Source organism: Streptomyces sp. SPB162 (assembly GCF_029504575.1).
GTDB lineage: Bacteria > Actinomycetota > Actinomycetes > Streptomycetales > Streptomycetaceae > Actinacidiphila.
In genome coordinates this window covers 1369258-1389815 of sequence record NZ_JAQFII010000001.1, presented here as the reverse complement: position 1 = coordinate 1389815, position 20558 = coordinate 1369258, and the positions used below count along the sequence as shown (strand labels likewise).

The following is a 20558-nucleotide window of genomic DNA, read 5'->3' as shown; positions in this document are numbered from 1 at the left end:
AATATTCAGATCTTGTCGCCCGAGTGGCCGGAAACGTACCGTCTAGGAGACCCCGAGCAGACCACCGAGCGACGAAGAGGATCCATGCCGCCGCTGCGCATCGCGCTGTACCAAGGCCCCGGCGGCGTTCCGGATTCCACCGGCGCCAGCCTGGCCGCGCTGGACGCCGCCGCGCGGCGCGCGGCGGCCTCCGGCGCCCGGCTGCTCGCCACCCCCGAGATGTACCTGACGGGGTACGCACTCGGCGACCGGATCCCCGAACTGGCCGAGCCCGCCGACGGTCCGGGCGCGCGGCGCGTCGCGGAGATCGCCGCCGAACACGGCATCGCGATCGTGTACGGCTACCCCGAGCGGGCGGGCACCGCGGTCTTCAACTCCGCGCAGCTCATCGGCCCGGACGGCGCCGCGCTGACGAACTACCGCAAGACGCATCTGTTCGGCGGCTTCGAGCGCGAGAACTTCACACCCGGTGACACCGCCGTGGTCCAGGCGGACCTCGACGGCGTCCGGATCGGGCTGCTGATCTGCTACGACGTCGAGTTCCCGGAGAATGTCCGGGCGCACGCCCTCGCGGGCACCGACCTGCTCGTCGTTCCGACGGCGCTGATGCGCCCGTACGAGTTCGTGGCCCGGACCCTCGTCCCGGCCCGCGCGTACGAGAGCCAGCTGCACCTGGCCTACGCCAACCGCTGCGGCGCGGAGGGCGAGTACCACTTCACCGGGCTCAGCGCGCTCGTCGGCCCCGACGGCACGGTCCGTGCCCGCGCCGGCGGCGGCGAGGAACTGGTGATCGCCGACGCCGATCCGGAGCTGCTGCGGGCCGTGCGGGACGAGACCCCCTATCTGACCGACCGGCGGCCCGAGTTGTACAGCACGCTCGTCTGACGTTCGTCCGACCCCTTTTTCGTTTTTCGCGAGGAGTACCCCCCGATGACGTCCGTGCCCACCGCGGTCCATGACGAGCAGCACGTCCAGGCGCAGGCCGAGCCCCCCATCACGATGTTCGGGCCGGACTTCCCGTACGCCTACGACGACTTCCTGGCGCACCCGGCCGGGCTCGGGTCCATACCGGCGACCGAGCACGGCACCGAGGTCGCGGTCATCGGCGGCGGCCTGTCCGGCATCATCACCGCCTACGAGCTGATGAAGATGGGCCTCAAGCCCGTCGTCTACGAGGCCGACAAGATCGGTGGCCGGCTGCGCACCATCGGCTTCGAGGGCTGCGACGCGGGGCTGACCGCGGAGATGGGCGCAATGCGCTTCCCGCCGTCGTCCACCGCCTTCCAGTACTACGTGGACCTGGTGGGGCTGCAGACCAAGCCGTTCCCCAACCCGCTGGCGCCCGGCACCCCCTCCACCGTCGTCGACCTCAAGGGCGAGTCGCACTACGCCACGTCCGTCGAGGACCTGCCCGAGGTCTACCACCAGGTGATGCACGCCTGGAACGCGTGCCTGGAGGACGGCGCCGACTTCTCCTCGATGCAGCGCGCCCTGCGCGAGCGCGACGTCCCCGCCATCCGAAAGATCTGGTCCACGCTGGTCGAGAAGCTCGACAACCAGACGTTCTACGGCTTCCTCTGCGACTCCCCGGCCTTCAAGTCCTTCCGGCATCGGGAGATCTTCGGTCAGGTCGGCTTCGGCACCGGCGGCTGGGACACCGACTTCCCCAACTCCATCCTGGAGATCCTGCGAGTCGTCTACACGGGCGCCGACGACGACCACCACGGCATCGTGGGCGGCAGCCAGCAGCTGCCGCTGCGGCTGTGGGACCGCGAGCCGGACAAGCTCACGCACTGGGAGCGCGGCACCTCGCTGGCCTCGCTGCACGGCGGCGCTCCGCGCCCGGCGGTCACCCGGCTGCACCGCACCGCGGGCAACCGCATCACGGTCACCGACGCGGCGGGCGACATCCGGACGTACCCGGCGGCGGTCTTCACCGCGCAGTCCTGGATGCTGCTGTCCAAGATCGCCTGTGACGACTCACTCTTCCCGATCGACCACTGGACGGCGATCGAGCGCACCCACTACATGGAGTCGTCCAAGCTCTTCGTGCCCGTCGACCGGCCGTTCTGGCTCGACAAGGACGCGGAGACGGGGCGGGACGTGATGAGCATGACGCTCACCGACCGGATGACCCGCGGCACGTACCTGCTGGACGACGGCCCGGACAAGCCGGCGACCATCTGCCTGTCGTACACCTGGTGCGACGACAGCCTCAAGTGGCTTCCACTGAGCGCCAACGAGCGCATGGAGGTCATGCTCACCTCGCTCGGCGAGATCTACCCCAAGGTCGACATCCGCTCGCACATCATCGGCAACCCGGTGACCGTGTCGTGGGAGAACGAGCCCTACTTCATGGGCGCCTTCAAGGCCAACCTGCCCGGCCACTACCGCTACCAGCGGCGGCTGTTCACCCACTTCATGCAGGACGCGCTGCCGCACGACAAGCGCGGCATCTTCCTCGCGGGCGACGACATCTCCTGGACGGCGGGCTGGGCCGAGGGCGCGGTGCAGACGGCGCTCAACGCGGTGTGGGGCGTCATGCACCACTTCGGCGGCGGGACCGACGCGACCAACCCCGGTCCCGGCGACGTGTACGAGGACATCGCGCCGGTTCTCCTCGACGAGGACTGAGCCGGCGTCAGGGTGTCGTCTTCCGGTGATCCGGGCTTAAGGAGTCGTATAGCGGGACGCCAGCGGCGAGCGGTGCAATCCTCCGGGTAAGCGGTCCGCCCCACGCGGGCCGCCGCAACCCGGAGGTAGCGCATGAGCCGTCGCCTGCCCGTACTCCTGGCCGTTCCGGCCGCCGCCCTGATCGCTGTCGCTGGCGCCGCAGTTCCGGCGTCGGCGGCACCCGCCGACAAACCCCAGGTCCTGTCCAGCTGGACCCAGACCAGCGCTTCCAGCTACAACGCCTTCATCTCGGCGCGCAACAACCAGGGCGCCTGGTCCGCCTACGGCTTCGACTGGTCCACGGACTACTGCTCGTCGTCGCCCGACAACCCGCTGGGCTTCCCGTTCAACCTGTCCTGCGCCCACCACGACTTCGGCTACCGCAACTACAAGGCCGCCGGACAGTTCAGCGCCAACAAGCCCCGGTTGGACAGCATGCTGTACGAGGACCTGAAGCGCGTCTGCGGTTCGCACGGCTACAACGTCGTGACGAAGGCGGCCTGCAACAGCCTCGCCTGGACGTACTACCAGGCCGTCAAGCAGTTCGGCTGACCCTCCGGCCCCGCCTGACCCCGCGTCAGCGACCGGTCAGCGGGGTGAGCAGGAACCGGCCGACGAGCCCCACGCCCGCGTCGAGCCGCTCCACGCACTCCCGGTACATCTCTCCGGTGTGCCGCAAGGACCAGAGCAGGCGGGACGCGGCCCAGGCCGCGTCCCGTGCCCGTTCCAGGCTCCAGGAGCCGACCAGGTGGGTCAGCGGGTCGGCGATGTCCAGCAGGTCCGGCCCCGGCATCAGGTCCTCGCGCACCCGCTCCTCGATGGCCACCAGCACGTCCCCGATCCGCTCGAAGTCCCGTTCCATCGAGGCGGGTTCACGATCCAGGGCCCCGCAGGTGTCGACCAGCGCGAGCGCCAGGTCGTGGCCGATGTGCGCGTTGATCCCGGCCAACGCGAACTGCAGGGGACGCACCCCGCGGTGTCCGCGCAGTTGCAGCAGCGGACGCCAGCAGGCCGGGGTGTGGCGCGGCGTTCCCGCGCCGACCGCCGTCAGGTAGCGGCCGGCGAAGCGCACGTCCAACTCGGCGGCCGCGTAAGGGTCGTCGAAGAGCCCGGTGGAGATCAGCCGCCGGACCTCCTCGGTGACGGAGAGGTAGACCCGGTTGAACACCGCGACGCCGTCATGCGGCGGGAGCGAGGCGCCCAGCGCACGCATCCGCGCCACCACTTCGTCCACGTCACCGGGGACCGTCCGCCGCACCGTCGTCATACGCCCAGCGTCCCAGCCGGCCGGCACGGGGAGCGGCCGCGCGCCGGTGAGTCCCTGAAACGGGTGACGGGCGCCGCGCCCGTCTCACCGCGACAGCCGCTTGCGGACCTTGCGCTTGACCATCCCGGCGACGCCGCGCCAGTTGGTGACGATGAGTTCCGCCTGGCCGTCCTGGTCGCGGGAGAGCCAGACCAGCATCGGGCGCAGGCCCGCGAGGAACTTCCTGCGGCCCGCCGCGCCCGTCGGGACCTTCGCTCCGGGAAAGCACACCGGGAAGTCCCTGGACTGATCGCCGTACGACAGCCGCAGCAGTATCTTCCACGCGCCCGGCCGGCGGACCTCGGTGCCGAGATGGCGCACGTCGAAGACGGTTGCGAAGGTCAACTCCGTCCCGCCGCCCCCCGGCTCCCCGGCGGGGACCACGACCTCGTGCCCGTCGCCCACCCGCTGGAGCAGGAAGTGGTGCGCCAGGTTCGCGGGGCGGTTGGAGGCCCGCAGTCGGGTGCGCACGCCGACGGTGAACCGCCGGTTGTCCGGCAGCCAGGCGACGTCGGTGAGGTCCGCCCAGTCGGACTGCTCGAACCGGGCGAGGGCGATCAGTTCATCCAGCTGACCACGGCGGAGCAACTGCCCGCGCGCCTGGTCGAGCGGGGAGAGCGGGGTCAGGACTTCCTCGGGGATGAAGTCCTGGAGGAGTTCCGAGGCCAGTCGCACGTAGGCCTTCTGCCGGTCCTCGGGCCAGCGCGGGAAATTGCGCCCGAACTTGCCGAGAATTTCCACCTGGCCCCAGCGCAGGAGGAGGCTGTTGCGCCGGGCGCCGGGTTCGGATTTCTCGACCACCGTCTCCAGGACTTTCCGGATGCCCCCGTAGAACACCTCGGGATCGGGCCCCTGCTGGGTGAGGTGGGGAAAACCCTCCCGCATCATCAGGTAATAGCAGTCGTAGTCCGCGACCACCGAGATCGCCTTGGCGGCGAAATAGGCGGGCACGATGAAGATCTGCTCCTCGGCCAGCCGGACACCTTCCGCGAAACGCAGTCCGTGCTCGGCCACCATCGACCGGCGGAACAGCTTGTGCGCGGTCAGGCTCCACACCGCCTTGGTGCTGTAGATGTCGCCCCGCTCGACGTTCTGCCGGAACGGCCCCGTCGCCGCGGCGCGGCCGACCCCGCGGATACGGCCGAGCACGACATCGGAATCGTCGCGGTGGGCCGCCGCCAGCATGCGCTCGAAAGCCTCGGTGCCCAAGTAGTCGTCGGGATCGGCGAAGAAGAGGAATTCTCCGGTGGCCATGTCGATGGCACGGTTGCGCGGGCCGCCGGGAGCACCGGAGTTCTTCTGGTGGACCACCCGGATCTGCGGGTGTTTCGCCGACCACCGGTCGAGCAGGTCGCCGCTGCCGTCCGTCGACCCGTCGTCGACCGCCACGACCTCGACGCGGTCGATGCCGATCGTCTGCTGGACGACCGATTCCAGGCATTCGTCCAGAAAGTCGACAGCGTTGTAGACCGGAATGATGACGCTTACCCATGTCTCGGGCACGGTCGCGGTCGCCTCCTTGGTTGTGGCCGCAGCAAAGAGAGGGGGAATCCATGATCCGGTCGACGAGTTGGGGGCTCGCGGTGCCGAGGAAGGGCAATCTAGCGCAAGCGCGGGGTGGAGGTGCCGCCGTACGCCGGGCGGGTACCCGTGCGGCTGACGTCTGCCGGGACCGGCTCCGTACCGGCCATGCGCCCCTTTTTGGTCTCATCCGTGAATCCCGTACGAGGCGTTGTCAGGCAGCAGTGGCTGCCTTACGCTCACACGGTCGCCATTGTGAACACCATTCATGTATGTGATCGGAGCGTTTGATGAGCGGAAGACGTAGGGGTCGGGTAGCGCTGCTCGCCACCCTGGCCGGGCTCGCCGCCCTGCTCGTGCCCATGGCATCGCCGGCGTCCGCGGCGCCCGATCACGCGCCCCCGCCCGCCGCCCATGCCGGGTCGAAGGCGCCGCGGACCGTCGTGCTGGACGGCGAGCGCCTGCGGCAGACGAAGGCGCGGCTGGCGAAGGGCGACCCGGCGCTGCGGAGAGCCGTCGCCGCGCTGCGCACGCAGGCCGACGGCTGGCTGGGCCAGGGGCCGTGGACCGTCACCGACAAGGACCGCACGCCGCCCGGCGGCGACAAGCACGACTACCTCAGCCAGGCCCCCTACTGGTGGGCGAGCCTGCCGAAGACGGCGGACAACCCGATGGGGTGTCCCTACGTGCAGAAGGACGGGCAGCGCAATCCCGAGGTCGACGAACTCACCGACCACGACGAGCGCGGTGAGGTGTTCGCCTCCGCCTACACCCTCAGCCTCGCCTGGTACTACACCGGCGACCCGGCCTACTCGCGGCACGCCGCCGAGATCCTGCGCACCTGGTTCACCGACCCGGCGACCCGCATGAACCCGAACCTGGACCACGCGCAGATCATCCCGTGCAAGTACGACGGCCGGGCGATCGGCATCATCGACTTCTCGCAGGGCTTCACCAGCGTCCTCGACGCGACCGCCATCCTCGACACCGGAGCCCCCGGCTGGACCGCGGGCGACCGCGGCGGGATGCGCACCTGGTACGAGGGTTTCCGCGGCTGGCTCGGCGGCGCCTTCGGTACGGAGGAGGCCGCGGCCGCCAACAACCACGGCACCTTCTTCGACATGCAGCTGGCCGCGCTCCAACTCGCCACCGGTCACCGCGACCTCGCCGCCCGGACGGTGGCCACGGCGCGCTCCTCGCGGATCGACCCGCAGATCGCCGCCGACGGCAGCCAGCCCGGCGAGATCTCCCGCACCCGCAGCTGGCACTACTCCACCTTCAACCTGGTGGCGTTCACCCGGCTCGCGGCGATCGGCGAGCACGTCGGCGTGAACCTGTGGTCCTACCGGGGGCCGGCCGGACAGCGGCTCTCCGCCGCCGTCGACTACCTGCTGCCCGCGGCGACCGGCAAGGCGCCCTGGCCGCACCCGGAACTGGACTTCCACGCCTACGCGGCGAGCGACCTCGTCCATGCGGCCGCCGACGCCGGGGACCCGAGGGCCCGCGCGGCGGTGTCCGCGCTCCAGGCCCCGCCGGGCGGTGACCTGTGGGCGCTGCGTCCCGCGGCCGAGCAGTTGGACTCGATCACCGGCTGAGTCCGCCGCTCACGCGCCGGACGAGCCGGAGACGGCTCGTCCGGCGGCCGGGCGCAACACCCCCGCGCCCACCACGAGTCCCGCCGCGAGCAGCGTCACGAGCCCGAACGACACCGTCAGGGAACTGGCGTTGGCGATGAACCCGATGGCGGCCGGCGCCACCAGACCCGAGGTGTACGTCACGGTCGCGACACCGGCGATCGCCTGGCTGGGCACCGGACCCGCGTGCCCGGCCGCGGCGAAGCAGAGCGGCACGACCACCGCGATGCCCACGCCGAGCAGCGCGAAGCCGGTGATGGCCAGCGGCTGGGCATCGGCCGCGACCACCAGCAGCCCGCCCACGACGGCGAGTACGCCGCCGGCCCGCACCGTCCGCACCGGTCCGAGCCGCCGCACCACCGCGTCCCCGGCGAGCCGGGTCGCGGCCATGGTGCAGGCGAAGGCGGTGTAACTGGCCGCGGCGACACCGGCGGAGGCCCCGATGACGTCGCGGAGGTAGACCGCGCACCAGTCCATGCTCGCGCCCTCCGCGAAGACCGCGCAGAAGCCGATGGCCCCGATGACCAGAGCGGAGCGCGGCGGCAGGGCGAACCGCGGCGGCGCCTCCGTCTCCACCTCCGGGTGGATGTCGGGGGCGCCGGCGCACGCGAAGAACCCGAGCGGGATCAGCACCGCCGCCACCACCGCCAGATGCAGCCGGGCGTCGATGCCCGCGTGTGCGGCGGCGACCCCGATCCCGGAGCCCGCCAGCGTGCCCACGCTCCACATGCCGTGCAGCCCCGACATGATCGACTTTCCCTTGCGCTGTTCCACATCGACGCCCAGCGCATTCATCGCCACGTCGGCCATGCCGGCCGTGGCGCCGAAGACGAAGAGCAGGCCGCACAGCGAGATCAGGTTGGGGGCGGCGGCGGGCAGCGCCAGCGCCGCGCACCACAGGGCCAGCAGCCCGCGCAGCGCCGTACGGGAGCCGAAACGGTGCATGACCCGGCCGGCCAGCGGCATCGCCACGGACGCGCCGAAGGCCGGGAAGATCAGCGCCAGGCCGAGCTGGCCCGCGCTGAGGTCCAGATGGTCCTTGATCCAGGGAATCCGGGTGGCGAAGTTACCGGCGACCGAGCCGTGCACGGCGAATACCGTCGCGATGGCTATGTGGGCCCGGCGAAGCCCCGGATCGGCCTGCTGCGTCGCTGCACTTGTCATGGCGCGTAAACTATCAGGGAGCCTGCCTGATAGAAATGGCTTTTCGGATGCCCGTTCGGCGTCCGGTGTCTGGAAGGATCCCGGCATGACCGCCACCCGCGCGCACGCAGGCCCCCCGCCCCCCGGCCCCACCGCCTCGCCGCGCACGGCCCGCGTCATCAACGACCGGCTGGCGCTGGGGCTGTTGCAGAGCGAGGGGCCGCTGACCGCCGCCCAGCTGAAGAACCTCACCGGGCTGTCCCGGCCCAGCGTCGCCGACCTGGTCGAACGGCTCCAGGACGCCGGGCTGATCAAGGTCGCCGGGACGGCGGGGGAGGATCGCCGCGGTCCCAACGCCCGGCTCTACGCGATCGTCGCCGACCGCGCGTACATCGCCGGAGTGGACATCCGCGTCTCCGGCATCGCCGTCACGGTCGCCGATCTGCTCGGCCGCACCGTCGGCACCGCGGCCATGCCCGTCGGTCCGTCCGACGCCCCGGACGAGGTGACCCGGCGCGGGACCGAGCTGCTGGAGCGCACCGCGCACGAGGCGGGCGCGAAAGCGCTGCACACCGTCGCCTTCGGGGCACCCGGCCTCGTCGACCCCGCCACCGGGCAGCTCCGCGCCACCGGCGCGCTGCCCGCCTGGCACGGCGACCTGGTGACCGAGGTACGCGGCCGGCTCGGGATCCCGGTCCTGCTGGAGAACGAGTGCAACCTGGCCGCGATCGCCGAGCAGCGCGTGGGCGCCGCCCTCGGCCGGCACACCTTCGTCCTGCTGTGGCTGGGCGCCGGCGTCGGGGCGGCCGTCGTGCTCGACGGCCGGCTGCGGCGCGGCGCCTCGGGCGGAACGGGCGAGATCGGCTTCCTGCCGGTGCCCGGCACCTCGCGGCTGCCGTCCGTCACCGACTGCGAAGGCGGCTTCCACTCGCTGGCCGGCTCCGCCGCGGTCTGCGCGCTCGCGCGCCGGCACGGCTTTCCCGAGCCCGGCGACGGCATCGAGACGGCCGAGGCCGCCGTCCGCTGGGCCTGCGGCCCCGGTCCCGGGGAGCGGGGCGAGGCGTTCCTGGACGAGCTGGCCGACCGGATCTCCATCGGCGCGGCGGCGGTCTGCGCCGTCCTCGACCCCGGCTGCGTGGTGCTGGCGGGAGAGATTGGCCGGGCCGGCGGCGAGGCGCTGGCCGGGAGGGTCGCGCGGCGGCTCCCGCTGATGTCGCCGCTGAGCACCGACGTACGGGCCGGCACGGTCACCGGCAGCGCGGTGCTGCGCGGCGCCGTGCTGTCCGCCATGGACGCCGCCCAGGAGGATCTGTTCGTCCCCACCCCCTGAGCGCCGGTGGCCTGAAGCGGCTGCCCGGGCGGACCCCCGCGCCGCCCCTCTCGTGAGTGAGACCACAGTCACCTCTCTACCGGCGCTGTGATCGGACGTGGCAGACTGGGGGCTGTATCAGTGACGTTTGCGCACTCCGGGGTCGGTGTAATTCCGAACCGGCGGTTACAGTCCGCGACCCGTCCGCAGCCAGCGGCCGGTTGACCAGGTGAAACTCCTGGACCGACGGTGAAAGTCCGGATGGGAGGCAGTGCGCGGCGGGCTATCACCGGTGCGCCGCTGCTGTCGGCTCGTCCCTCGGGCGAACCGTTTCCCGCCTCGGCGTCTCCTGGTGCAACCCGCTTACTGTCCTCGTGACAGCCCCGGAGTCCGTGCCCTATGAGGCAGGAGGACCCGGTGGCCACAGCAGTTCCGGCCCACATCGCCGCAATGCGCCGAGCCATCGGGCTCGCCGCCCGCGGGCTCGGCTCCACCAGCCCCAACCCCGTCGTCGGCTGCGTCGTCCTGGACGCCGCGGGCCGCACCGTCGGCGAGGGCTGGCACCAGCGGGCCGGCGGCCCGCACGCCGAGATCCACGCGCTGCGCGCGGCCGGAGAGGCGGCCCGCGGTGGCACCGCCCTGGTCACCCTCGAACCCTGCGACCACACCGGCAGGACCGGCCCCTGCTCCCAGGCCCTCATCGAGGCCGGCGTCGCCCGCGTCGTCTACGCGGTCGCCGACCCGAACCCCGACGCGAGCGGCGGCGCCGCCACCCTGCGCGCCGCCGGCATCGACGCCGAGGGCGGGCTGCTCGCCGCCGAGGCCGCCCGGGGCAACGAGGTCTGGCTGACCACCCTCGCCCGCCGCCGCCCCTTCGTGGTGTGGAAGTACGCGAGCAGCCTCGACGGCCGGATCGCCGCCGCCGACGGCACCAGCCGCTGGATCACCTCCGCGGAGTCCCGCGCCGACGTCCACCGGCTGCGCGCCGAGGCGGACGCCGTCGTCGCCGGCTCCGGCACCCTGCGCGCCGACGACCCGCACCTGGCGGCGCGCGGCCTGGACGGCGTCACCCAGCCACTGCGGGTCGTCGTCGACACCGCCGCCACCGTCAAGCCCGGCGCCCGGGTGCTGGACGCCGCCGCCCGCACCCTGATCGCCGTCGCCCAGGACACCGCGACCGCGCACCTGGACGGCCTCGCCGAGACCGTCCGGCTGCCCCGCGCGGCAGCGGGCCCCGGGCTGGACATCCCCTCCCTGCTCACCGCCCTGTACGACCGCGGAGTCCGCTCCGTGCTCCTGGAGGGCGGCCCCACCCTGGCCGGCGCCTTCGTGGCCGCGGGCGCCGTCGACAAGGTCGTCGGCTACCTCGCGCCCGTCCTGCTCGGCGCCGGACCGGCCGCGCTGGCCGACGCCGGAATCACCACCATCACGCAGGCGTTGCGGCTCGATGTGACCGAAACGGTCCGCATCGGTCCCGACCTCCGCATCACCGCATACCCGCACGCCGAGGAGAACTGAGTGTTCACCGGAATCGTCGAAGAACTGGGCGAGATCACCGCAGTCGAGGAGCTGGCCGACGCCTCCCGCTTCCGAGTGCGCGGCCCCGTCGTCACCGAAGGCGCCAAGCACGGCGACTCCATCGCCGTCAACGGCGTCTGTCTGACCGTCGTGGACTTCGGAGACGGCGAGTTCACCGCCGACGTGATGGCCGAGACCCTCAAGCGCTCCAGCCTCGGCGCGCTGGCCACCGGCTCCCGCGTCAACCTGGAGCGCCCGATGGCGCTCGGCGGACGCCTCGGCGGCCACCTCGTCCAGGGTCACGTGGACGGCACCGGGACCATCCTCGAGCGCACGCCGGCCGAGCACTGGGAGCTCGTCAAGGTCTCGCTGCCCGCCGAACTGACCCGCTACGTCGTCGAGAAGGGCTCGATCACCGTCGACGGCATCAGCCTCACCGTCGTCGACGCGGGCTCCGACCACTTCACCATCAGCCTCATCCCGACCACCCTCGCGCTCACCACGCTCGGCTTCAAGCAGCCCGGCGACCCGGTCAACCTCGAGGTGGACGTACTCGCCAAGTACGTCGAGCGGCTGCTCGGCGCGAACCGGACGGAGACCACGCCATGAGTGCGCTCGACTGGCTCAACAGCGAGGCGTTCACCGCTTTCGACCAGCACATCCTCTGGTCGGACATGGCCGGCAACCTGCTCGGCCTGGGCGCCCTCGCGCTCGGCTGGCGCCGTTCCATGCTGACCTGGCCGGTCCAGCTGCTCTCCGGCCTCGTGCTGGTCGCCGCCTACGCCTCCGCGCACCTCAGCGGCGGCATCGGCAAGCAACTCGTGGTCATCACCGTCGCGGTGTGGGGCTGGGTCCAGTGGCGGCGCGGCGGAGCGACGCAGGGCCGCCTCGCCATCCGGTTCGCCACCTGGGCCGAACGGGCCCTGGCTGGTGGCCGGCACCGCCGCGGGCACCGTCGCCCTGGCGCTGCTCTTCACCGCCTACCCGAAGCTGTCCTGGGACCCGTGGCCCGACGCGTACATCTTCGTCGGCACGCTGACCGCCATGGTCGCCCAGGCCCGCGGCTGGGTGGAGTTCTGGTTCGCCTGGCTGGCCGTGGACGTGGTCGGCGTCCCCCTCGCCTTCAACAACGGGCTGGCCTTCTCGGGCCTGGTCTATGTCATCTACTTCGTCCTGGTCGTCCTCGGTCTGCGCGCCTGGTGGCTGCAGACCCGGACGGACAGGACGCCGAGCGGGACCGTCCCGGATGGAGCCACAGCATGACCGCGCTGCAGACTTGGTACGCCGACCATGACGGTGATCTCACGCTCGACCCGGTGGAGCGGGCCATCGCCGACATCGCCGCCGGCCGTCCCGTCGTCGTGGTCGACGACGAGGACCGCGAGAACGAGGGCGATCTCATCATCGCCGCCGAGAAGGCCACCCCCGAGCTGGTCGCCTTCATGATGACCGAGTGCCGCGGGCTGATCTGCGTGCCGATGGAGGTGCCGGAGCTCGACCGCCTCGAACTGCCGCAGATGGTCGAGGCGAACACCGAGTCGATGAAGACGGCGTTCACCGTCTCGGTCGACGCGAGCGCCGCGCACGGCGTGTCCACCGGCATCTCCGCCGCCGACCGGGCCACCACCATCCGGATGCTCGCCGACCCCTCCTCCGTCGCGGGTGACTTCGTGCGCCCCGGCCACGTCTTCCCGCTGCGCGCCCGGCCGGGCGGCGTCCTGGTCCGCAACGGCCACACCGAGGCGGGCGTCGACCTCGCGCGGCTGGCGGGACTGCGGCCGGCCGCGGCGATCGTGGAGATCGCCCGTGAGGACGGCACCATGGCCCGGCTCCCCGAGCTGGTGCCGTTCGCCCGCAAGCACGGCCTGTCGATCATCTCCATAGAGGATCTGATCGCCTACCGCCGCGCCGCCGAGCCCACCGTGCGCCGTGAGGCGGCGACCCGGCTGCCCACCGCCTTCGGCGACTTCCGGGCGTACGGCTACCGCAGCACCACCGACGGCATCGAGCACATCGCGCTCATCGCCGGCGACCTGGACGCGGACGGCGCGCTGGCCGACGGCGACGACGTCCTGGTGCGGGTGCACTCCGAGTGCCTCACCGGGGACGTGTTCGGCTCGCAGCGCTGCGACTGCGGACCGCAGCTCCAGGCGTCGCTCGAAAGGGTGGCTTCCGAGGGGCGCGGTGTCGTCGTCTATCTGCGGGGCCACGAGGGCCGCGGCATCGGCCTGCTGTCGAAGCTGCGCGCGTACGAACTGCAGGAGCTCGGCCGCGACACCCTGGACGCCAACCTGGAACTCGGCCTGCCCGCCGACGCCCGCGACTACGGCGCCGCGGCGCAGATGCTCGCCGACCTCGGGGTGCGGTCCGTGCGGCTGCTGACGAACAACCCGGAGAAGGTCGACGCGCTCACCCGCCACGGCCTGGAGGTCCTCTCCCGCGAGCCGATGGCCGTCGCGGCGGGGGAGCACAATCTGCGGTACCTGCGCACCAAGCGGGACCGGATGGGTCACGACCTGCCGTGGCTCGACCCGGTCGTGACCAGCCCCTGTGGCAACCAGTAATCACCCGCACGACACCACCCCGTACGACCAGCACACCGGAACTGAGGAGAGACGTGAGCGGTAAGGGCGCCCCCGAGCTGACCGTGAAGAACTGCGGTGACCTGCGCGTGGCAGTGATCGCGGCCCAGTGGCACACCCAGGTCATGGACGGCCTGGTCGAGGGCGCGCTGCGCGCCCTGACCGAGTTGGGCATCGACGAGCCGACCGTCCTGCGGGTGCCCGGCAGCTTCGAGCTGCCGGTCGTCGCCAAGGTGCTGGCGGGCCGCGGTTACGACGCGATCGTCGCCCTCGGCGTCATCATCCGCGGTGGCACCCCGCACTTCGAATACGTCAGCCACGGCGTCACCGCCGGCCTCACCCAGGTCAGCGTGGACACCGGAGTGCCCGTCGGCTTCGGGGTGCTGACCTGCGACACCGAGGAGCAGGCGCTGGACCGGGCCGGGCTGCCCGGCTCGAACGAGGACAAGGGCCATGAAGCGGTCACCGCGGCGGTGGCCACCGCGACCATCCTGCGTTCAGTATCCGAACCCTGGCGCTGAGCGTCCGGCACTTCCGCGTAGGGTGTGAGCCACCATGGCCAAGAAGACATTCGAGGAGCTCTTCACCGAGCTCCAGCACAAGGCCGCCACCGGCGACCCCAGTACCTCCCGCACCGCCGAACTGGTGGGCAGCGGGGTGCACGCGATCGGCAAGAAGGTGGTCGAGGAGGCCGCCGAGGTGTGGATGGCCGCCGAGTACGAAGGCGCCGACCGCACCGCCGAGGAGATCTCGCAACTGCTCTACCACCTGCAGGTGATGATGGTCGCCCGGGGAATCTCCCTCGACGACGTCTACGCCCACCTCTGAGCGGGCACGCGAACCCCGCGGTCCCGCTCCCGAAGACCTCCCGCACCCTCCGAACCGCAAAGGAAGCCGTTCTCATGCTGCGCATCGCCGTTCCCAACAAGGGTTCACTCTCCGGGCCTGCGTCGGCGATGCTCCATGAGGCCGGCTACCGGCAGCGCAAGGAGTCCAAGGAGCTCGTCCTGGTCGACCGCGACAACGAGGTGGAGTTCTTCTACCTGCGGCCGCGCGACATCGCGATCTACGTCAGCTCCGGCCGGCTCGACATCGGCATCACCGGCCGCGACCTGCTGCTGGACTCGGGCGCGGACGCCGAGGAGATCCTGCAGCTCGGCTTCGCCCGCTCCACGTTCCGTTACGCCGCGGAGCCGGGTACGGCGCAGTCGGTCAAGGACCTCGGGGGCATGACGGTTGCCACCTCCTACGAGGGCGTCGTCGAGAAGCACCTGGCCGACAACGGCATCGCCGCCTCCGTCGTGCACCTGGACGGCGCCGTCGAGACCGCGATCCAACTGGGCGTCGCCCAGGTCATCGCGGACGTCGTCGAGACCGGCACCTCGCTGCGCAACGCGGGCCTGGAGGTCTTCGGCGAGCCGATCATGGAGTCCGAGGCGGTCGTCATCAGGCGTACCGGCGTGGACGGCGAGGACCCCAAGGTCGCGCAGTTCCTGCGCCGGCTGCAGGGCGTCCTGGTGGCCCGCCGGTACGTGATGATGGACTACGACATCCGCGTGGAGCAGGTCGAACGGGCCGTGGCCCTCACCCCGGGCCTGGAGTCGCCGACCGTCTCGCCGCTGCACCACGAGGGCTGGGTCGCCGTCCGCGCCATGGTCCCCAGCCGCGACGCGCAGCGGATCATGGACGAGCTGTACGACCTCGGCGCCCGGGCGATCCTCACCACCGGCATCCACGCCGCCCGCCTGTGATGTCCGGCGATCCCGTCCCGTCCGCCGCCGTGCCCCAACCCGAGCTGCCCGTCACCTTCCGTCCGGTCCGCACCCGCGTGGTGCTGCTGACGATCGGGGCGGGGCTGCTGGTCGTGCTCACCGTCGTCGCGCTGATGATGCCCAGCGGCGGGGCGCAGCCCTGGGGCCCGGGCGACCGGGCCACCATGATCATCACGGGAGTGCTGATCTTCGCCCTGCTGGCGGTGCTCAGCCGGCCCAAGGTGGTCGCGGACGACGCCGGGGTCACCGTGGTGAACCTGGTCGTCCGCCGCCATCTGGAGTGGGCCGAGATCGTCAAGGTCAATCTCCGGACCGGCGACCCGTGGGCGTACCTCGACCTCACCGACGGCACCAGCCTGGCCGCCATGGGCATCCAGCCCGGCGGCGGCCGGGACCAGGCGGTCCGCGCCGCCCGTCGGCTGCGGGCCCTGGCCGAAGCGCGCGGCACCGGGCAGCCGGGCACCGGATAGGGCTGCCGACCCAGCCCCGCTCCTGATTACTCTGGTAGTCGGGCAGTGCTTGCGGAGACTGCCGCGCGGGGCCCCACCGACCCAAGGAGTGACACCCAAACGACGATGTCCAAATCGTCTGGTAGTACCTGCGCCGCCCCTCCCTCCAGCGGAGTCCACGTGATTCCCGGAGCGGCGGCATGAACACCTCGTTGCTGCTGCTGTGTGCGGCATTCGTCCTGATTCTCGCCAACGGCTTCTTCGTCGCCGCCGAGTTCGGTCTGGTGACCGTCGACCGGCCGGCCGCGGAACGCGCCGCCGCCGAGGGTGACCGACGGGCCCGGAGCGTCGTGGCGGCGCTGCGGAAGCTGTCGTTCCAGCTCTCCGGCACCCAACTCGGCATCACGATCACCTCGCTGGTGGTCGGCATGCTCGCCGAACCGGCCCTGGCCCAGTTGCTCACCGGCCCGCTCACCTCGGCCGGACTGCCCGAGGGCGCGGCCCCCGGGGTCGGCGTCGTCATCGGCATGATGCTCGCCTCGGCCGTGCAGATGGTCGTCGGCGAGCTCGTCCCCAAGAATTGGGCGGTCTCGCGCCCGCTGCAGGTGGCCCGGTTCGTGGCCGGCCCGCAGCGGGTGTTCTCCACCGCGTTCCGGCCGGTCATCGAAGTGCTCAACCGGATCGCCAACCGGCTGGTGCGGACGCTCGGCGTCGAGCCGGCCGACGAGCTGGCCTCGGCCCGCACCCCCCGCGAACTGGTCTCCCTCGCCCGGCACTCGGCGCAGGCCGGCACGCTGGAGCAGGACACCGCCGACCTGTTCGTCCGCACCCTGTCGCTCGGCGACCTGACGGCCGCCAACGTGATGACGCCGCGGGTCCGGGTCAGCGCGCTGGAGGACACCGCCACCGCCGCCGACGTCCTGAACCTCACCCGGGCCACCGGGCTGTCCCGCTTCCCGGTCTACCGGGAGCGGCTGGACGACATCATCGGCATGGTCCACCTCAAGAACGCGCTCGCCGTCGCCGCCCCGCTGCGCGACCGCACCCCGGTCGGCCGGATCGCGGTCTCGCCGCTGCTGGTCCCGGAGACGCTGGCGGGACGGCAGCTGCTGCAACTGCTGCGCAGCCAGCAGCCGATCGCCGTCGTCGTCGACGAGTACGGCGGCACGGCCGGTGTCGTGACCCTGGAGGACATCATCGAGGAACTCGTCGGCGAGGTGCGCGACGAGCACGACGCCGTGGACCTGCCGGAACTGGCGCAGGCCCCGACCGAGGACGGCCTGCCGGCCTGGGACGCCGACGGCGGCTGCCGGGTGGACACGCTCGTCCGGATCGGGCTGCAGGCCCCCGAGGGGCCGTACGAGACGGTCGCCGGGCTCGTCGCCGACCTGCTGGCACGCATTCCCGAGCCCGGCGACACCGCGGAGCTGCCCGGCTGGGAGCTGCGGGTGCGGGACGTCTCCCACCACCGGGCGGAGCGGGTGCGCATCGTGCGCACCGGAACCGACACCGGTGCCGAGGACGAACAGGAGGCCGCCCGATGAGCGCCCTCCAACTGATCTTCGCCGTCCTGCTGGTGCTCGCCAACGGATTCTTCGTCGGCGCCGAGTTCGCGCTGGTCTCGGTCCGCCGCAGCCAGATCGAACCGCTCGCGGCCGAACAGCGGCGCGCCCGTACCGTCCTGTACGGGCTGGAGAACCTGCCGCGCATGATGGCCGCGGCCCAGTTCGGCATCACCGTCTGCTCGCTCACCCTGGGCGCGGTCGCCGAGCCGACCATCGCGCAGCTGCTGGAACCGCTCTTCGAGGCCGTACAGATGCCCGAAGGGCTGGTGCACGCCGTCGGGTACGTGGTGGCGCTCGCGGTGGTGGTCTCGCTGCACCTGGTGATCGGCGAGATGGTGCCGAAGAACCTGGCGATGGCGGCCCCGGAGAAGACCGCGCTGTGGCTCAGCCCCGGACTCGTCGCCTTCGCCCGGGTGTTCCGGCCGGTGATCACCGTGCTGGGCAGCTGCGCGCGGCTGATTCTGAAGCTGTTCCGGGTCGAGCCGAAGGACGAGGTCGACTCCGTCTTCACCAGCGAGGAGCTGACGGTGCTCGTCGAGGACGCCCGGCGGGCCGGGCTGCTCGACCATGACGAGCAGGAGCGGCTGGAGGACGCCTTGGAGCTGGGCACCCGCCCCGTCACCGAGGTGCTGCTGCGCCCCGCCGAGCTGATCACGGTGGATCCGTCGGTGACCCCGCGCCAGGTCGAGGAACTCACCGTCCACACCGGGTACTCGCGGTTCCCGGTGGCCGGCCCCGACGGCCTCTACCTGGGCTACCTGCACGTCAAGGACGTCCTGGACGTCGAGGACGGCAGTCGCCCGGTGCCGCAGCGGCTCTGGCGCCCGATGGCGACACTCCGCGCCGACCTGCCGCTGGACGACGCGCTCACCCAGATGCGGCGTGCGGCGTCGCACCTCGCGGCGGTCGCGGACGCCGACGGGCGCCCGATCGGGCTGGTCGCGCTGGAGGACGTGCTGGAGATGCTGGTCGGCGAGGTGCGCGACCCGGCGCACCGGCAGTTGCCGACCATCGCCGGCCGGGCCTGACGCCCCTTCCGGCCCCTGTGGCGGACCGGCACTATTCGGCCGGTTCGCCCGGCGGCACCCCCGGGCCGCGGCCGGACAGCACCTCGCCGTACGCCTGCATCAGGTCCGGGAGCCGCAAGGTCGACAAGTCGTCACGGCTGGGCGATCCCGGGTAGTCCGTCAGCCGCAGATCGCGGTAGGCGCAGCTCTTCTCGTACAGGGTGCGCAGCAGCCGGCCGTTGCCCAGCTCGTCTATCCACCCCTGGTCGACGACATGGGCGCTGATGGCCCGCAGCTCCTCCAGCGCCTCCTCGTCCCAGTGGTCGCCGTTGTCCGCGGCCAGGACCTCGCCGATGCGGGTCAGCTCCAGCGGCCGGTAGCTGGGGAAGTCGACCCGGGTGGTGAAGCGGGAACCGAGCCCGGGATTCACCGCCAGCAGCCGGTCCATACCCTCCGGATAGCCGGCGAGGATCACCACGAGGCGGTCGCGGTTGTCCTCGGCGCGCTTGAGGAGCACCTGGAGTGCCTCGTCGCCGTAGGCGTCGCCCTTGGAGTAGCCGGAGTTGGACAGGGCGTACGCCTCGTCCACGAAGAGCACCCCGCCGAGCGCGGAGTCGATCAGCTCGTTGGCCTTGACGGCGGTCTGCCCCAGGAACTCGCCCACCAGGTCCGACCGTTGGGCCTCGACGAGATGGTCGCCGCCGAGCAGGCCCAGCGCGTAGAAGACCCGACCGAGTATCCGGGCCACGGTGGTCTTGCCGGTACCGGAGGGGCCGGAGAAGACGAAGTGGCGTTTGGGAGGCTGCACGGGCAGCCCCTGGCCGGCCCGCAGCCGCGCCATCCGCAGCTGCGCCGACAACGCCCGCACCTGCCGCTTCACCGGCTCGAGACCGACCATGCGGTCCAACTCGGCGAGTGCCTGGCCGAGCAGCATCGGGTCGGGCGCCGTCATCGACAGCGGCGGCAGGGCCGGCGACCCCACCACGGACTTCTCCCGTACGTCGTCGTCCGGCGGGCCGAGCGTCAGCGCGGGCTCCTCCAGTTCGGTGCCGGGGCCGCGGCCGTCCATCGGCTCCCCGGTCAGTAAGGCGGAGTCCGGGCTGTCGAGCACGTCGGGGGAGGCCTGGCCGAAGCCCGACAGCGAGACGGCCGCCATGCCGGCAGCCGCGCCCTCGCCCTCGTCGAGCCCATCCGACTCGTTGATCGCCGCCAGCCGGGCGGCGGTGTCCATGAACGCCGGGTCCACCCGGTGCACCGCCCGGTACAGCGGCAGTGCCGCCGCGGTGCGGCCGGTGCCCTCGTAGGCGCGGGCCAGCCAGTAGCGCAGCTCCTTGCGCTGCGGCTGCTCGCTGCGACAGCGCATCAGCGCGGCGGCGAGCAGCGGTTCAGCCTGCCCGCACAGTTCGAGGCGGACCCGGGCCATCCCGCCGAACAGGCCCGCCTCGATGCCGAGCACCGGATCGCCCAGCAGGGGCTCGGTGTTGCGGACCAGCTGCTCCCAGTCCTTGACCAGATACGCCCGGCAGGCGTGCAGGAAGCGGACCTGCCGGTCGGTGTCGACGGGAGGGCACTCGGCCAGCGCGCGGTCCAGCTCGGCGACATGCCGGCCGTCCAGCCAGTGCGAGGCGTGCGCGAGCAGCAGATCACGTTCGGACTCCAGGACCGGCTGCACCCACCAGCCCAGCCAGTACCAGGAGTTGAGCGACCTGCGGTGCAGCCGGCGCTCCTCGCCGAAGCGGTCCCGGTGCCGGTACATCTGGAGCAGCGCGGTCGAGGTGTCCGCGCGCAGCGCGTGCAGGCCCAGCCAGGCGTCCGCCATCCCCGGATCGAGCCGGACGGCGGTGCGGAACTCCTCCTCGGCCTGCGCGTACGCCCCGACGGTGTAGGCGTCCACGGCGCGCAGCCAGGCGAGGCCGGCGGGGGCGCCCGAGCGCTCTGTCCCGAAGTCCATCAGGTCCCCACCAACCGTTCCCCCGCGGCTTGCTGCTGTATCCCGTCCCAACCTTGAGGACGGGGACGGGAGTTGGCGCAGGGGAGTCGCCCCCGCCTGCCACCGCACCCCGATCGCATCGTACCTGC

At 71.9% G+C, this 20558-nt stretch carries 18 protein-coding genes, 1 pseudogene and 1 riboswitch; of the genes and pseudogenes, 15 read left to right on the top strand and 4 right to left on the bottom strand.

The features are described from left to right. Positions 1 to 84 precede the first annotated feature (84 nt). The 3 genes from M2266_RS06425 (at position 85) to M2266_RS06415 (ending at position 3225) form a co-directional block, all read left to right on the top strand. Positions 85 to 885 (top strand): carbon-nitrogen hydrolase family protein, encoded by an 801-nt coding sequence (locus M2266_RS06425; RefSeq protein WP_277437271.1) that lies wholly within the window; start codon positions 85 to 87, stop codon positions 883 to 885. 45 nt (positions 886 to 930) lie between these two features. Beyond that, a complete protein-coding gene (locus M2266_RS06420) occupies positions 931 to 2634 on the top strand; it encodes an NAD(P)/FAD-dependent oxidoreductase (protein ID WP_277437270.1) in 1704 nt (567 codons plus the stop codon). A gap of 132 nt (positions 2635 to 2766) precedes the next feature. Continuing rightward, positions 2767 to 3225 carry a phospholipase gene (locus tag M2266_RS06415; RefSeq protein ID WP_277437269.1) on the top strand — a complete coding sequence of 153 codons (459 nt, stop codon included), beginning with the start codon at positions 2767 to 2769 and terminating at the stop codon, positions 3223 to 3225. 25 nt (positions 3226 to 3250) lie between these two features. Here the strand turns inward: M2266_RS06415 and M2266_RS06410 are convergent, their stop codons facing one another. Together M2266_RS06410 and M2266_RS06405 are read right to left on the bottom strand one after the other, a co-directional pair. Then, a complete protein-coding gene (locus M2266_RS06410; RefSeq protein WP_277437268.1) occupies positions 3251 to 3940 on the bottom strand; it encodes a DUF5995 family protein in 690 nt (229 codons plus the stop codon). Between the two features lie 84 nt (positions 3941 to 4024). Continuing rightward, positions 4025 to 5482: a glycosyltransferase gene (locus M2266_RS06405; protein WP_277437267.1), complete on the bottom strand. Its 1458-nt coding sequence runs from the start codon at positions 5480 to 5482 to the stop codon at positions 4025 to 4027. 308 nt (positions 5483 to 5790) lie between these two features. On the opposite strand from M2266_RS06405, the gene M2266_RS06400 reads away from it, so the two are divergent. Next, positions 5791 to 7095 (top strand): alginate lyase family protein, encoded by a 1305-nt coding sequence (locus M2266_RS06400; RefSeq protein WP_277437266.1) that lies wholly within the window; start codon positions 5791 to 5793, stop codon positions 7093 to 7095. A gap of 9 nt (positions 7096 to 7104) precedes the next feature. Here the strand turns inward: M2266_RS06400 and M2266_RS06395 are convergent, their stop codons facing one another. After that, a complete protein-coding gene (locus M2266_RS06395) occupies positions 7105 to 8298 on the bottom strand; it encodes an MFS transporter (protein WP_277437265.1) in 1194 nt (397 codons plus the stop codon). Between the two features lie 85 nt (positions 8299 to 8383). Between M2266_RS06395 and M2266_RS06390 the strand changes: the two genes are divergently transcribed. The 11 genes and pseudogenes from M2266_RS06390 (at position 8384) to M2266_RS06340 (ending at position 18500) form a co-directional block, all read left to right on the top strand. Then, on the top strand, positions 8384 to 9607 hold the full coding sequence (locus M2266_RS06390) for an ROK family transcriptional regulator (protein WP_277437264.1): 1224 nt from the start codon (positions 8384 to 8386) through the stop codon (positions 9605 to 9607). Positions 9608 to 9734: 127 nt separating this feature from the next. Next, a riboswitch (FMN riboswitch) is annotated at positions 9735 to 9865 on the top strand. A gap of 120 nt (positions 9866 to 9985) precedes the next feature. Beyond that, positions 9986 to 11104 carry a bifunctional diaminohydroxyphosphoribosylaminopyrimidine deaminase/5-amino-6-(5-phosphoribosylamino)uracil reductase RibD gene (gene ribD / locus M2266_RS06385; RefSeq protein WP_277437263.1) on the top strand — a complete coding sequence of 373 codons (1119 nt, stop codon included), beginning with the start codon at positions 9986 to 9988 and terminating at the stop codon, positions 11102 to 11104. Next, positions 11105 to 11713, top strand: coding sequence for a riboflavin synthase (locus M2266_RS06380; RefSeq protein ID WP_277437262.1), 609 nt, complete (start codon positions 11105 to 11107; stop codon positions 11711 to 11713). Continuing rightward, positions 11710 to 12367: pseudogene (locus tag M2266_RS06375) on the top strand (nicotinamide mononucleotide transporter family protein). Before M2266_RS06380 ends, M2266_RS06375 begins: the two are co-directional and overlap by 4 nt. Further along, complete coding sequence (locus M2266_RS06370; RefSeq protein ID WP_277437261.1) at positions 12364 to 13668, top strand: bifunctional 3,4-dihydroxy-2-butanone-4-phosphate synthase/GTP cyclohydrolase II; 1305 nt, start codon at positions 12364 to 12366, stop codon at positions 13666 to 13668. The pseudogene M2266_RS06375 and the gene M2266_RS06370 overlap by 4 nt, the downstream one beginning before the upstream one ends. Positions 13669 to 13721: 53 nt before the next feature. Then, positions 13722 to 14207, top strand: coding sequence for a 6,7-dimethyl-8-ribityllumazine synthase (gene ribH / locus M2266_RS06365; protein ID WP_277437260.1), 486 nt, complete (start codon positions 13722 to 13724; stop codon positions 14205 to 14207). A gap of 34 nt (positions 14208 to 14241) precedes the next feature. Then, positions 14242 to 14514: a phosphoribosyl-ATP diphosphatase gene (locus M2266_RS06360; protein ID WP_138353026.1), complete on the top strand. Its 273-nt coding sequence runs from the start codon at positions 14242 to 14244 to the stop codon at positions 14512 to 14514. A 74-nt stretch (positions 14515 to 14588) separates the two neighbouring features. Next, positions 14589 to 15437, top strand: coding sequence for an ATP phosphoribosyltransferase (gene hisG / locus M2266_RS06355; RefSeq protein WP_277437259.1), 849 nt, complete (start codon positions 14589 to 14591; stop codon positions 15435 to 15437). Then, positions 15437 to 15928 (top strand): PH domain-containing protein, encoded by a 492-nt coding sequence (locus tag M2266_RS06350; protein ID WP_277437258.1) that lies wholly within the window; start codon positions 15437 to 15439, stop codon positions 15926 to 15928. The genes hisG and M2266_RS06350 overlap by 1 nt, the downstream gene beginning before the upstream one ends. A gap of 179 nt (positions 15929 to 16107) precedes the next feature. Next, entirely contained in the window at positions 16108 to 17451 is a 1344-nt protein-coding gene (locus M2266_RS06345; RefSeq protein ID WP_277437257.1) for a hemolysin family protein, read from the top strand. Then, positions 17448 to 18500, top strand: coding sequence for a hemolysin family protein (locus M2266_RS06340; protein WP_277437256.1), 1053 nt, complete (start codon positions 17448 to 17450; stop codon positions 18498 to 18500). The genes M2266_RS06345 and M2266_RS06340 overlap by 4 nt, the downstream gene beginning before the upstream one ends. Before the next feature lie 31 nt (positions 18501 to 18531). Here the strand turns inward: M2266_RS06340 and M2266_RS06335 are convergent, their stop codons facing one another. Continuing rightward, complete coding sequence (locus tag M2266_RS06335) at positions 18532 to 20430, bottom strand: AAA family ATPase (protein ID WP_277437255.1); 1899 nt, start codon at positions 20428 to 20430, stop codon at positions 18532 to 18534. Positions 20431 to 20558: the final 128 nt, after the last annotated feature.